General features: G+C 41.8%; 16 protein-coding genes and 1 pseudogene. 8 read left to right on the forward strand and 9 right to left on the reverse strand.

All coding sequences use genetic code 11. The features are described from left to right. The first annotated feature begins 401 nt into the window (after positions 1-401). Positions 402-1,802, forward strand: a complete 1,401-nt coding sequence (locus RG47T_RS18065; RefSeq protein ID WP_074490859.1) for a methyltransferase RsmF C-terminal domain-like protein — start codon at positions 402-404, stop codon at positions 1,800-1,802. Between the two features lie 37 nt (positions 1,803-1,839). Here RG47T_RS18065 and RG47T_RS18070 read toward each other — a convergent pair whose 3' ends face one another. After that, on the reverse strand, positions 1,840-2,334 hold the full coding sequence (locus tag RG47T_RS18070; RefSeq protein WP_074490860.1) for a hypothetical protein: 495 nt from the start codon (positions 2,332-2,334) through the stop codon (positions 1,840-1,842). Between the two features lie 210 nt (positions 2,335-2,544). Beyond that, positions 2,545-2,910, reverse strand: a complete 366-nt coding sequence (locus RG47T_RS18075; RefSeq protein ID WP_074490861.1) for a CoA-binding protein — start codon at positions 2,908-2,910, stop codon at positions 2,545-2,547. 162 nt (positions 2,911-3,072) lie between these two features. On the opposite strand from RG47T_RS18075, the gene RG47T_RS18080 reads away from it, so the two are divergent. From RG47T_RS18080 to RG47T_RS18090, 3 genes are read left to right on the forward strand one after another with little or no spacing between them, the layout of a single operon-like run. After that, positions 3,073-3,648: an RNA polymerase sigma factor gene (locus RG47T_RS18080; protein WP_245770860.1), complete on the forward strand. Its 576-nt coding sequence runs from the start codon at positions 3,073-3,075 to the stop codon at positions 3,646-3,648. Between the two features lie 11 nt (positions 3,649-3,659). Continuing rightward, positions 3,660-4,067 carry a hypothetical protein gene (locus RG47T_RS18085; RefSeq protein WP_074490863.1) on the forward strand — a complete coding sequence of 136 codons (408 nt, stop codon included), beginning with the start codon at positions 3,660-3,662 and terminating at the stop codon, positions 4,065-4,067. A gap of 22 nt (positions 4,068-4,089) precedes the next feature. Further along, positions 4,090-4,305, forward strand: coding sequence for a hypothetical protein (locus tag RG47T_RS18090; protein ID WP_074490864.1), 216 nt, complete (start codon positions 4,090-4,092; stop codon positions 4,303-4,305). Here the strand turns inward: RG47T_RS18090 and RG47T_RS18095 are convergent. From RG47T_RS18095 to RG47T_RS27175, 4 genes and pseudogenes are all read right to left on the reverse strand, one after another. Then, positions 4,302-4,748, reverse strand: a complete 447-nt coding sequence (locus tag RG47T_RS18095) for an EVE domain-containing protein (RefSeq protein ID WP_171972562.1) — start codon at positions 4,746-4,748, stop codon at positions 4,302-4,304. The genes RG47T_RS18090 and RG47T_RS18095 overlap by 4 nt on opposite strands. Next, entirely contained in the window at positions 4,748-5,230 is a 483-nt protein-coding gene (locus tag RG47T_RS18100; protein WP_074490866.1) for a DinB family protein, read from the reverse strand. The genes RG47T_RS18095 and RG47T_RS18100 overlap by 1 nt, the downstream gene beginning before the upstream one ends. Further along, positions 5,230-5,970, reverse strand: a complete 741-nt coding sequence (locus RG47T_RS27170; protein ID WP_394365252.1) for an NAD(P)/FAD-dependent oxidoreductase — start codon at positions 5,968-5,970, stop codon at positions 5,230-5,232. Before RG47T_RS27170 ends, RG47T_RS18100 begins: the two co-directional genes overlap by 1 nt. Positions 5,971-6,009: 39 nt before the next feature. Beyond that, positions 6,010-6,780 (reverse strand): annotated as a pseudogene (locus RG47T_RS27175) (NAD(P)/FAD-dependent oxidoreductase); the annotation flags it as partial. Positions 6,781-6,984: 204 nt separating this feature from the next. Between RG47T_RS27175 and RG47T_RS18110 the strand changes: the two are divergent. Then, entirely contained in the window at positions 6,985-7,536 is a 552-nt protein-coding gene (locus RG47T_RS18110) for an RNA polymerase sigma factor (RefSeq protein ID WP_074490868.1), read from the forward strand. A 127-nt stretch (positions 7,537-7,663) separates the two neighbouring features. On the opposite strand, the gene RG47T_RS18115 is transcribed toward RG47T_RS18110, so the two are convergent. The 3 genes from RG47T_RS18115 to RG47T_RS18125 all read right to left on the reverse strand — a co-directional run bounded on the left by RG47T_RS18115 (position 7,664) and on the right by RG47T_RS18125 (position 11,434). Continuing rightward, a complete protein-coding gene (locus RG47T_RS18115; RefSeq protein ID WP_139235738.1) occupies positions 7,664-8,203 on the reverse strand; it encodes a hypothetical protein in 540 nt (179 codons plus the stop codon). 242 nt (positions 8,204-8,445) lie between these two features. Further along, entirely contained in the window at positions 8,446-9,000 is a 555-nt protein-coding gene (locus RG47T_RS18120; RefSeq protein WP_074490870.1) for a hypothetical protein, read from the reverse strand. Positions 9,001-9,136: 136 nt separating this feature from the next. After that, positions 9,137-11,434, reverse strand: a complete 2,298-nt coding sequence (locus RG47T_RS18125; RefSeq protein ID WP_074490871.1) for a GH92 family glycosyl hydrolase — start codon at positions 11,432-11,434, stop codon at positions 9,137-9,139. 151 nt (positions 11,435-11,585) lie between these two features. Here RG47T_RS18125 and RG47T_RS18130 point away from each other — a divergent pair, with 151 nt between their 5' ends. The 3 genes from RG47T_RS18130 (at position 11,586) to RG47T_RS18140 (ending at position 13,488) form a co-directional block, all read left to right on the forward strand. Then, a complete protein-coding gene (locus RG47T_RS18130; protein WP_074490872.1) occupies positions 11,586-12,164 on the forward strand; it encodes a LemA family protein in 579 nt (192 codons plus the stop codon). A gap of 83 nt (positions 12,165-12,247) precedes the next feature. Next, on the forward strand, positions 12,248-12,682 hold the full coding sequence (locus RG47T_RS18135) for a TPM domain-containing protein (RefSeq protein WP_074490873.1): 435 nt from the start codon (positions 12,248-12,250) through the stop codon (positions 12,680-12,682). 11 nt (positions 12,683-12,693) lie between these two features. After that, positions 12,694-13,488, forward strand: a complete 795-nt coding sequence (locus tag RG47T_RS18140) for a TPM domain-containing protein (RefSeq protein ID WP_074490874.1) — start codon at positions 12,694-12,696, stop codon at positions 13,486-13,488. Positions 13,489-13,549 lie beyond the last annotated feature (61 nt).

Raw genomic sequence — 13,549 nt, forward strand, 5'->3', positions numbered from 1 at the left:
TTGAAGCCTCTCAGATGGGCAAAACGTTTTTTATTCCGCCTTTTCTTCAGGTTTTCCACCGCCATTACTGACAACCTAATCTCCCTTTTTCATCTGCCTTGCTAAGAACGCCGCACCCTTTCGGAAGCGGATGCAAAGATGAGAATCTTTATCGTTTTCTACAAGTTTTATTTAAACTTTTCTCAAACTCTTTTTCTCTCTTTACTTCTTCAATGAACGCCCCACTATATCAATTGCGGGCTTCAAATGTACATTGTTTTATGGATTTTGCCCAAACAAATTTTCTATTTTTTTGTAAACGGCTGTAAGTGCCTGTTAATTAGCAGCTATGAAACTGCATTAATTTCATAGTCAATCCTCGCAACCTGCCATCCACAGTAATTAGTATCTTTGAAATGTATATGGATAACCTGCATTTCCCCGAAAATTTTTTGGATGACCTGGCACATGCGCCCGGTTTTGATCGCGAAAACTTTGTAAAAGCGCATGAATTAGCTCCCGCGCCTACTTCAGTTCGCATCAACCCGAATAAAAAAACAGCATTTATTAATGCACAACCTGTACCCTGGTGCAAGGGTGCTTACTACCTGGCAGAGCGGCCGTCATTTACTTTCGACCCATTATTCCATGCGGGTAGTTATTATGTGCAGGAGGCTTCGTCTATGTTTATAGATACAATCGTTCGTCAAATAAGGGAAACTGCCGAAGAAGAAGCCTTTAAAATTCTGGATCTGTGTGCTGCACCTGGAGGAAAAAGCACATTACTGGCATCGACCATGCAGGAAGACGACCTTTTGGTGGCCAATGAAATTATCAAAACCCGCGTACCGGTACTTACCGATAATTTAACACGCTGGGGAAATACCAATACCATTGTTACTAATAACGATGCTAAAGATTTTGCGCGCCTGCCCGGTTTTTTTGACGTGATACTGGTTGATGCGCCATGCTCGGGTTCGGGCATGTTTCGTAAAGACCCGGCGGCGATGGACGAATGGTCTGAAGGGAATGTTAAACTTTGCCACCAACGGCAGGAGCGCATACTTGCAGATGTATACCCGGCATTAAAAGAAAACGGATACCTTATATATAGTACCTGTTCTTATTCGGCAGAAGAAAATGAAAATATACTCGACTGGCTTTGCGAAACCTTTGGCATGGAAAGCGTACGTATTAATATAGATAGCGATTGGGGGATTGTAGAAACTCAATCTACCAAAAACAAAGCCTGGGGTTACCGCTTTTATCCGGATAAAGTAAAGGGTGAAGGTTTGTTTGCATCATGCCTTATTAAACGAGAGGAAACACCAAGAGCATCAACCCATAAAAACAAGTTCCAGAAATTGAACTTCAAAGAAATTGACCCGTTAAGGCCATATGTAAACGAGAGCGAGAAATATCACTTTTTTAAAGTGGCAGAAGATTGGCTGGTAATAGCCGATATACACCGCGATAGTATGCTGGCCTTGCAGGACAAACTGTATATTAAAAAATCGGGCGTGCGGATTGGTAAGCTGGCCGGCCGAGATCTGATCCCCGACCATGAACTTGCTTTAAGCCTTATCATTAATAAAGAAGAATTTCAGGAAACAGAGTTGACGGAAGACCAAGCTATCGCTTATTTACGCCGGGACAATATCGATATAGAGATCAACCAAAAAGGATGGAGTTTGATGACTTTTAAAGGAAAGGCTTTAGGCTGGGCAAAATTATTGCCGAATAGGATTAATAATTACTATCCGAAAGAGCTCCGCATCATGTCTACTTTAGAAGCAAGAGACAAGAAACAGGAAACAAGATAAGAAGCCTCGCCCCAGCTCTCTCCTCTGGAGGGAAAGTTTATTGAATATTAATATGGTTCCCTTTTAAACAATCATTTAAAGTTTTGTAAATCTTATAATCGGTAAAATCATAATTTAAAATGCACTTACTCTTTATAAGGTTTCTTCCTTTACTGTCCTGAAGCCTATAAAACTTTCTGATTTGCTTAAATTGTGAATTATAATAATAGGTTATAGTTTCATGTGCAGCATCGTCATCAGTGGTGCATTCGCTATTGAAGAAACCAGTTCTTCTTTCGAAAGAAAATAGTTTGCCATTGGCATCAAAATAATAGAGGTAATCGATATCCCAGTCGCCACTTTCGCTATACGGGCTTGCCAGCACCAAGGTAGTATGATTTACCGTATCAGTTATTAGATTATAACTGTACTCAATATTATCAGGCCATTTTCCATTATTTACTTTAATAGCAATAGGCTTACCTTTAACTTTTGCCCAAACCATTATTTGTTTATTCCTAGATTTTACAGCATGGTTAAAGAACTTATCCATACTCGTCTTTTCATATTCTATAAATGTAATTGGCTTTAAATTTATAAATTGAGCATAGTCGTTAGAAGACGTGCTGGCAGTAAAATAGAGCAATAAGCAAAAGAAGATTTTCCGCATAAGTTATTCGAATTGACCACACTAATATATGAGTTCCTTAGTCTGAATAACTAGCACAAAATTTTGATAATTCTTAGATTCTGTAAATTTCGATTAATACTCTCCCGTACTCAACATTACCAACGTACAAGCCGACAATGTTTCAATCCCTTTCTCCCTTGCCATTCGGCGTAACTCTCCGTTTTCGGTGCCGGGGTTAAAGATGATCCGTTTGGGATTGGTGGCCAGTATGTAATCGTATAATGCAGGTTGGTTTTGCGGGCCAATATATAGTGTGATGGTATCTATATCGTTATGAATTGTTTCTGGCTTTTCTATTTCTACGCCGGCGGCTTCGCCGGGTTTAATGCCTACGTTAACTATAGTGTGTCCGGTGCGTACCAAACGGTTAGATGCCAGGTAAGCATAACGGCTTGGGTCGGGTGTTGCCCCTAATACTAATGTTTTTTTATCGGCCATAATATTAATACACTCAAATATCGCGCCGGACGATGAATAGCTTGTCTACAAGGTGTAAAACCATGTAACAGAAAAGGCTTAATTTAGGCTATCAAAAATAATTTCAATTTATTTAAAATGTTATCAAACCCCAATCGTCTTCTCTATTAAACGAGATTACAATTGGTTACAACAGCCCTGATGCCGGAAGATAAAAACAGCCATACACTTAATACCATCAAAGCGTATGGTAATAGTTTGCTGGCTTTTATCCGCAGGCGGGTGAAGAACGATGCGGACGCCGAAGACATTCTGCAGGATGTATGGTACCAGTTTAGTGCGGTGGTTAATGCCGAGCCGATAACACAAACAGGTGCATGGCTATATAAGGTAGCGCGGAATAAAATTACAGACAAGCACAAAAAGCGATCTGAATCATTATTGGACGATTTGTTTATTAGCGATGACGACAGCGACGAAGATGCAGACTACCGGGCTATATTATTAACAGAAGCCAATACGCCAGAGACAGAATATGTGCGCAACCTTTTTTGGGAGCAGTTATTTGTGGCACTGGATGAACTACCCGAAGAGCAAAAACAGGCTTTTGTATGGAATGAACTGGATGATATACCATTTCAGGAAATGGCAGAGTTGACCGGTGTACCTGTACAAACCCTGGTATCGCGCAAGCGCTATGCAGTTTTACACTTACGTAAGCGGTTGAAACAATTGTATGAAGACATTACAAAATATTAAAAATTAAAAAAATGAGAAAAGTATTTTATGAAGGACCACAACGGTTCATATTTATCCCGCTTTCCATAGCAGCATTTTTATCGCTCATTAGTTTGGTGGTGATGCAATTATGGAACCATTTACTGCCCGATATTTTGCACGTAGGGGCAATTACCTTTTGGCAGGCCATGGGCATATTTGTTTTAAGCAAAATATTATTTGGCATTGGTGGCAAAGGTGGCGGCGGTTTTGGCCGTGGTGGCTCGCCCTGGATGCGCAAGCGAATGGAAGAAAGGTTAAAAACTATGAGCCCCGAAGAGCGCGAACGTTTTAAAGAACAAATGAAAAACCGGATGTGCGGCCCGGGTGGCAGACGCGGTTGGGGAAGATACAACTGGGACGACAATACGACTACCGAAACAACAACCCCAAATGCTTAATTAATATTGATTAGAGTACGATATGGATATTTTAGTTTTTAAAACAAGTGTTACGCAAGCACAACAAGTTAGTAAGGTAAAAACCTTACTAACTTCTATCCCGGCTGTTATTAAATGGAATTTTGATCTGGATGATCCTGATAATATTCTTCGGGTAATTGCCGATCAGCTATCGCCGCGACAGGTAGAATCTGTTTTGCAAACTGCAGGCTTTAGCTGCCAGGAACTGGATGACTAAACTTTGGTACTATTATCTGTACCCAGCATCCGGTAACTAATCAGCTCGAAATCGGCTTTTTCAATTTCGAAAAAGCCAAAACGGAATGGATATCCCCAGGACTGCTTATTCGTGATAAAATCGAGATTGGGGATAAGCGGTGCTATCGGTACCTCAACACAGTCATAGAATTTTATATTTCTTCTGAAAGGAATAAAACTATCAGACATGGCATGCTGATAAATATGCTGATCTACCACTTGCCCAATGGCTGTAAATGCCTGAAGCTTTGCATCTCCTTCCATAGAGAGTTTGGACGAATAAATAAGGATATAATCATTGGGACTCATTCTTTTAAGCGGGGCCTCCTTGCCGTGATTAATTTGAATAAAGCCACCGGCAACAGCACGCATCGCATGATCTTTAGATACAACGGTTATCCAATATTTTTGGACACGTTCCATTATCCGTTAATGATTTTAGTTAGGATAGCGATTTGCCCTGCGTGATAAACCTGATGCTGGATAAATCCATCAACTAATTCCGCATGAGTGGTAACGGGTTCGCCGCCACGCTCATCGTTAATGGGTTCGTCCCATTGGTCGGCAGGGAGGTTACGGATTGCTTTTACCAGGTTTACGTTAACCAGTTTCAGGTCCGAGATCCAAAGTTTCCAGGTTTCTTCATCGGGCTTTCCCGGAGGAGGCCAGTCGCCGCTTACTGGTAGTCCCGCTGTTTTACCGTTTAGACGATCAAGCACTTCTTCTGTCCAACTGAACATGTGGAGTACTATTTCTGCAATGTTGTGAGCGGCGCTGCTTGGCTTTTCGAAAGCAGTTTCGAAGGTTACATTTTCAATAATTGTATAAATAGGCTTACCATACCAGGGCTGGCCATATAATATATTATCCAGTTTTTTTTCTAAAAGCTCGGCAGTGGTGCTCATTAGTTTAAAAATTTAAATGCCGCATCGGCACAGTTAATCCCATCTATCGCAGCAGAAATAATGCCACCGGCATAACCCGCGCCCTCGCCGCATGGAAATAAACCGGCAACCTGCGGGTGCTGCAAAGTCTCCTTATCGCGCGGAACTTTTACCGGGGATGAGGTGCGCGACTCTACCCCTACCAATATGGCCTCGTTAGTATAGTAGCCTTTCATTTTTTTACCAAAAACCGGCAAAGCTTTTTGTAATCGCTGATGAATCCAGTCGGGCAGTACATTTTTAAGGTCTACGCTTTTGCAGCCCGGCAGGTAAGAGTTTGTGGGCAAATCTACAGAAACCCGGCCTTCCACAAAATCGATCATCCGCTGCGCGGGGGCAACCAAATTACCACCGCCGGCTACAAAAGCTAATTGCTCTATCTGGTGCTGGAAATTTAGCAATCTAAAAGGATCATCATTCCTGCCCGGTACATCTTCCAGATTAACCTGGACTACTGTACCCGAATTAGCAAAGGGATTATTTCGTTTGGATGGGCTCCAACCGTTAACCACAATCTCGTTATGGTCTGTTGCGCAAGGCGCGATAATACCGCCGGGGCACATACAGAATGAGAATACACCACGGTCATCCACCTGTTCTACCAAACTATAATAAGATGGCGGCAGGTACTCGCCTCTAACTTCACAATGATATTGCGCCTGGTCTATAATTTCCTGCGGATGTTCTATGCGGACCCCCAATGCAAATGCTTTAGCTTCTATTAATATATTTTGACGGTGCAGCATCTCGAACACATCGCGAGCTGAGTGTCCTGTTGCCAGGATCACAGCTTTGGCTTCCAGTTTTTCGCCCGATGATAATTCAACACCTTCTATTTTATCAAAGTTTACCAACAGGTTAACCACTTTTGCATCAAACCTAACTTCGCCACCGGCATTCTCTATGGTTTCGCGCATGGCGGTGATGATTTGCGGTAGTTTGTTTGTGCCGATGTGCGGGCGGGCATCTACCAAAATATCTTCGGTAGCGCCGTGGTCTGTAAATACTTTAAGTACTTCGTTAACGTCACCTCGTTTGGTCGAGCGGGTGTAGAGTTTACCGTCCGAATAAGTGCCTGCACCACCTTCGCCAAAGCAATAATTAGAGTCGGGGTTAACCAGGCCTTGTTTATTAATGTTGGCTAAATCGCGGCGGCGTTGTTTTACATCTTTACCACGTTCCAGCACAATGGGTTTCATGCCTTGCTTTATACACTGCAGGGCAGCAAATAATCCGGCCGGGCCCGCACCTATAATTATAACCGGGCGGGCATTTTTAACATTAGGATAATTAACTACCTGGTGCTGCTGCGGCACAGGCTCATTGATATAAGCACGAACCTGCATACGGTAAACCACCTTACGGCCACGCGCATCGATAGATCGTTTTAATATTTTAATCCCGGTGATTTGTTGTGCCGATGTTTTTAACGCCGTTGCTGCAATCAGCTTTAGTGCCTCTATATCTTCATGTTGTTCTGGCGAACAAACGATCTCGGTTTCTTTAATCATAATGCTATTGCCGGGTTTTTATCCCGGATGATGCAAAGCTAAGCAAAATCATATTTATTGGACACAGAAAGTGTTCGGGCATGTACGCTTACTGTACGGTAACGTACGGTTTGGATTGTCATATCAAAATAAAACAACTGTATATCAATAACTTATACAGTTGGTGCCATAATTGGCATAGGGTATACATCAAACGAACAAGTCATGATCGCAGAAAATAGTTTACTAAGAATTTGGGAAGGTTGCAAAGTTAACGACCGTAAACAACAAGAATTATTATATAAAGTGTTAGCTCCCAAAATGCTTGCCGTATGCATGCGCTACACCACCGACCGCGATGAAGCACAAGATGTTTTACAGGAAGGCTTTATCAAGATCTTTAAAAATCTGCAAAACTATAGAGGCGAAGGCAGCCTAGAAGGATGGATCCGCAGGATAATGACACATACCGCTATATCCCGTTATCGCAAACTAAAACCAATGCTGTTGAGCGAAGAAATTTCTGAAAACAGCGTGCCCTGCTATTCAACCAATCAGAATAATAAAATGGAAGCGCAGGAACTGATGAACATTATTCAGCAGTTACCCGGCAATTACCGTTCTGTATTTAACCTGTATGCTATTGAAGGCTATAGCCACCAGGAAATAGGCACCATGCTGGGTATTACAGAACTATTATCGCGCACTACCCTGCACCGTGCCCGTGGTATTTTGAAAAAGAAAGTTTTGCAGTTGGAGGCTTATCAGGCTAATTGATTGTGATATTATTTCGAATTAATTGCCGGTTAGCACAAGTAGCTTTCTTAAATGGACACGAGCGCGCTCGCGCCAGCACTGGGAGAAATAATATTGAAAATCGTCTTTCCCTTTTTAATAGACACATTTATAATTCTAATGAATTTGGATTTATATTATTAACGAACCTTTCTTTGGGATAAAGTATTGCCTGACAATCTATTCTTTGTAAAAGATCATACTTTGTTATTTTAACAATTCCGTTTTGTTTACTTACTTCCAAGAACAATGTATTTCCCGCATAATTATTTTTGTGTTTTTCAGAGTTAAATGAAAATTTAACCATAGAAAATCTGTATAGTGTATCATTTTTTATCACTTTCTTTCCAATGAAAGTAATTGAATCACCTCTAATCGATTTTTCATTGTCTTTGTCGTAAATTATTTTCCACGAATCGTTTGCTTTTGCATTGAAATCAAACAACTTAAACTCAGAAATATTAAACAGATTATTCCTATAAGCCTCTGGTATAAAGAGAATGGTACTTTTTTTTTCCCTGATAAATCCTGATAAATAAAAAAAGGCGTTACCTGATTTGATCTTCCAATACCTATTCCAATGAATCAAATATGAGCTATCTGAAAGACCGAAAGATTTTACGAAATAAATATTGTCATTGATCTTCATATCAATGTATGAAGAGTTCATGTGTTGAAAAAAATCTCTCTTTCTTTCAGTCGTACAGCAAAATTCCATCGACAAAAAATATAAGCACAAAAAGATCTTTAAATTCTTATTCTTCATTTTTTTCTCCATTTGATTCCCCGCTACCGCAAGCGTCCCGCTTGTGGTTCGTAGAAAAGTATTTACTATAATACCACAAGCGGGACGCTTGCGGTAGCATCGGGCTTTGTTGTTGTATTATTAATTTAAGACATTTTCTCAAAGATATCCTTACTTTGCAATAATGCCTGTGAGATATATTCACCTGGATAACCTTTCGATTTAAGCCATTCGACTTTAATATTATCATGATCAATTATCTGTTTGGCTAAACGTCCAGCCTTTTCATGACCAAGTGAAAAATGAACGGCCCATTCAAATAAGTTATTCCCAGGGTCCTTATCTACGGCCTTCTTTTGCATTTTGAAAGCCTTTCTTTCCTCCATAGGTTTTAAATCATCATTAAGTCCGAAATACCATTCAGCTATAAAAAGAATTTTGCCAATAAAAAACAAGTATTCGGAGTCTTCACCAAATATCTGATATGATTTGTTATAATATGCCTTTAGTGAAGTCTCTACTATTTCAAGTTCACCTATCTGAAGATCTTCCTCTAAAAGTACTATGTGTAATAAATAGATAATCCTTATATAGATTTCAGCATCTGTAAAACCAGCATTGCTATTTTCCTGCATAAAGTCAATTGCAGATTTCCAATCTTTATTACACTCGTATTTTTCAAATTCACTTTTCCAAATCATGACATCTACTTAATAAAAAACGAACCAATTCGAGGACGCCCCCAGTGCTGGCGCGAGCGTGCCGCTCGTGTCCATTTAAGTAATTAACCCCTTATAACTATTGCCATAAGGGGTTAAAGATTCTTTATTTTCTAAACTATTTATGACTGCTACCCATATAAAACACCAGTTCGCCGCCATTAGTAATGTCGCTGTGTTTTATGGTTAGGCCGGTAAGCGGTTGGCCGTTTAAAGTCATCTTTTGAATGTAAACGTTTTTATCGCTTTGGTTTTTCACATTGATGGTAAACGTTTTGCCATTATCGAGCTTAATAACAGCATTGTTAATAGCCGGGCTACCTATCGAGTATTCATCCGATCCTGGCGCTACCGGGTAAAAGCCAATAGTGCTGAAAATGTACCAGGCACTCATTTGGCCGGTATCATCATTTCCACCTAAACCGTCCGGTGCTGTTCCGTACATTTTTTTCAGGATCATACGGATCCGCTCCTGCGTTTTCCAGGGTTTATCAGTCCAGTTATATAAATAGGCTACGTGGTGGCTCGGCTCATTACCGTGCACATAGTTACCTATAATACCATCACGGGTAATATCTTCGGTCTCGGCAAAAAACTTATCCGGCAATTGCATCGTGAATAGCGAGTCGAGGTATCTTACCACTCTTTTATTACCACCCATTAATTCGATCAATCCTTTTGGATCTTGCGGAGCAAACAGGGTATAGTTCCATGAGTTGCCTTCAATAAAGCCTTGGTTTATGGTTGTCAAGGCATCAAAGTTTTTGCGGAAGGTACCGTCGGCCAGTTTAGGGCGCATAAAACCAACTTTAGGATCGTATACGTTCTTGTAGTTTTGCGAACGCTTGATAAACTCCTGGTAAATATCATCACGGTTCAGCTTTTTAGCTAACTGCGCAATAGCCCAATCGTCATACGCATACTCAAGGGTTGACGAAACAGAAACCCCGCTTCTTTCATCGGGGATATATCCTTTATCCATATACTCGCCAATACCTTCATAATCGCGGTGGCGGGCGGTGGCTACACAGGCATCAAGCGCTTTATTAACATCAAAATCAACATTACCTTTTACAATGGCATCGGCAATTACGGCAACGCTGTGATAGCCGCTCATGCACCAATTCTCATTACCCGAATTTGACCATACGGGCAACATGTGCTCCGGGCTTTGGTCGTAATGCATCAACATGGAATTAATCATATCTGTATTCCGTTTCGGGTCAATGATATTGAACAGCGGGTGCAATGCACGGTAAGTATCCCACAGCGAGAAGGTGGTATAATTGGTAAAGCCTTTTGCCTGGTGTACATTCTGATCCAAGCCTTTATAATTGCCATCCACATCCATATAAATAGTTGGGTTGATCATTGCATGATACATGGCCGTATAAAAATTCTGTTTCTCAGCTACACTTGGCGATTGGATCACAATTTTATGCAGTTCGGTTTCCCATTGCTGTTGCCCGGCTGCTTTAATCTGGTTAAAGTCCCAGCCCGGTGCTTCGGCTTTCATGTTGGCTAAGGCACCATCCATACTCACCGGAGATAGGGCCACTTTTAGTTTGATCTTCTCTCCTTCTTCGGTTTTAAAATCAAACCATGCCTTAATTTCACGACCGGCCATCTCAGGGAAGTTTTTATTAGCATTAAATTTACCCCAAAAACCACGGTAAACACTTTTGCCGTCATAGCTTTTAAAACCATGACTATTGAAAGGTTTAGAGAACGACATGGCAAAATACTGTTTACGGGTGCGTGCCCATCCGCTGGTTTCGCGGAAACCGACAACCGTACTATCATTAACCACCCTTAAATACGTCCACACGTTTTTACCGGGATAGTTATACAGGTTGGCCATCATGTCCACAATAATATGCGCATCATCTGCCTTTGGGAAGGTATACTGATGCACACCAACACGGGTTGTAGTGGTTAGTTCGGCCGTAATATGGTGGTCGTCGAGTTGTACTTTATAGTAGTTGGCTTCGCTCACTTCGTTTTGGTGCGAAAACGCCGAACGGTAACCGCTTAAAGGCTTATCTGCTGTGCCTGGATTCAATTGCAGCTTGCCGGTTGTGGGCATAACCAGGATATCGCCCAAGTCAGCGTGTCCTGTACCGCTGAAATGTGTATGGCTAAAGCCTACAATGGTTTTATCGTCATACTGGTACCCGGCGCAATATTTATATACATCGGGGTTATATTTACCATCTAGCACGTAACTTGCTGTATCAGTTTCGGGGCTTAACTGCACCATACCAAAAGGCACTGTAGCACCCGGATAGGTATGCCCCATACGCTGGGTGCCAATAATAGGCTTTACATACTGTATCAGATTCTCGTTTTTAACAGTTTGTGCATTTGCGGCTATATTGCCCAGCAGCAATGCCATAAAAAGCAGTTTTTTTTTCATGTAGATGAGTTGTGCACCAAATATAAAAACTTAGCCGTAAGTTACCCCGACATATATTGCCAAGTTGTCATTACATTTACTAAATGTAACAACGGTATGTTATTTGTATCTAATTCAATATATTCAACTCAAATAAAAAACAGTTAAAAAAATGAAAAGATTATTCACAGCAATATTTGCACTGGTAGCAGTAATGTCACTAAGCTCTTGCAGCTACAATAGTATTGTTAAAATGGATGAAGATACCAAAGCTAAGTGGGGTACTGTACAAAGCCAGTATCAGCGCCGTGCCGATTTGATCCCTAACCTGGTTGCTACTGTTAAAGGTGTTGCCAATTTCGAAAAAAGCACACTAACCGCAGTTACCGAGGCCCGCGCCAAAGCCACCTCTATACAGGTTGACCCTACCAAGTTAACTCCGGAAACCATACAGAAATATCAACAGGCACAAGGCCAGTTAAGTACCGCTTTAGGCCGTTTACTGGTAGCATCAGAAAACTATCCTAACCTAAAGGCTAACGAAAACTTTACCGCCCTGCAGGCACAGTTAGAAGGTACAGAAAACCGCATCAGCGTTGCACGTATGGATTTCAATACTTCTGTACAAGGCTACAACAGCGCAATCCGCGTATTCCCGGCTAACCTTACTGCCAAAATGTTTGGCTTTACACCCAAAGGATACTTCCAGGCAGATGCGGCCTCGCAAGCTGCACCGAAAGTGGCATTTTAATTTTTGATAAAAGATTAAGGACGAAAGAAACATTTCTTTTCGTCCTTAATTCACATCTACAAATCCTTAAATAATGATACCCTATGGCCCTATTTAACGACGAAGAGCAACAGCAGATCCGCAAAGCGATTGAGGCTGCCGAGAAAAACACATCCGGCGAGATAAGGGTATGTGTAGAAAAAACTTGCAGCGATGAAGTGCTGGACCGTGCCGCCAAATATTTTTACCAGCTGGATATGGAAAAAACCAGGCTGCGTAACGGCGTACTGATTTACCTGGCAACGGTTGACCGTAAGTTTGCCGTTATTGGCGATAGCGGCATAAATTCTGTTGTTACTCCCGAATTTTGGGACGAAACCAAGCATGCCATGCTGAATGAATTTAAGCAAGGCAACATGGTAGAAGGTATTGTTGTTGGCCTGAACCTGGCCGGCTTACAGCTGCAAAAATATTTCCCGCATCAGCTGGATGATAAAAATGAACTTCCCGACGACATCGCATTTATGGATGGTAACTAACCCCTATTATAATGTTTAAGAAATTATTACTTGTTTTTAGCCTGGCCTTAACCTGCAGCCTGGCCTGGTCGCAACAGTTTCCACCTAAATCAAACACCCTCGTTACCGATTATACCAACACCCTTAACGACAGCGAGCGGCAACTGCTAGAACGTAAGCTGGTTGAATTTGATGATTCTACATCTACCCAGGTAGCCGTGGTAATCATGAAATCGGTAGGCGAATATGATATTAACGAGTACGGCACCAAGCTTGGCCGTAACTGGGGTATTGGCACCAAAGGAAAAAACAACGGTATTTTGGTATTAGTAGCCATGAACGATCATAAGGTTACGATACAAACCGGTTACGGCGCCGAAGGCGCTTTGCCAGATGCTATTACCAACAAAATTATTCAGGAAGATATTAAGCCGCACTTTAAACAAGGCGACTATTATGGCGGCCTAGACCTGGCGACCGACCATATTATTAAATACACCAAAGGCGAGTACAAAGCCGACCCTAAAAAGAAAAGCAAGGATAACGGCGGCGGCAGTGCCGGCTTTATTATCATTATTGTAATTGTGATATTGGTACTGGTATTTAAAAACCGTGGCGGCGGTGGCGGTGGCCAAATTATTGGTCGCCGAGGTGGCGCTAACCCATTCTGGTGGTTTCTGGCCGGCAGCATGCTCGGCAACAGCGGCCGCAGTGGCAGCGATTGGGGAGGTTTCTCTGGTGGTGGCGGTGGCTCCGGAGGCGGAGGCGGCTTCGGTGGTTTTGGCGGCGGTAGTTTTGGCGGCGGCGGCAGCAGTGGCAGCTGGTAGTTATTTTAGAGTCAAGAACCGAGAATCAAGAGACGAGACGAAATCCATTATATTTATCAAA

This window comes from Mucilaginibacter polytrichastri, from assembly GCF_001911425.1.
Taxonomy (GTDB): Bacteria; Bacteroidota; Bacteroidia; order Sphingobacteriales; family Sphingobacteriaceae; genus Mucilaginibacter; species Mucilaginibacter polytrichastri.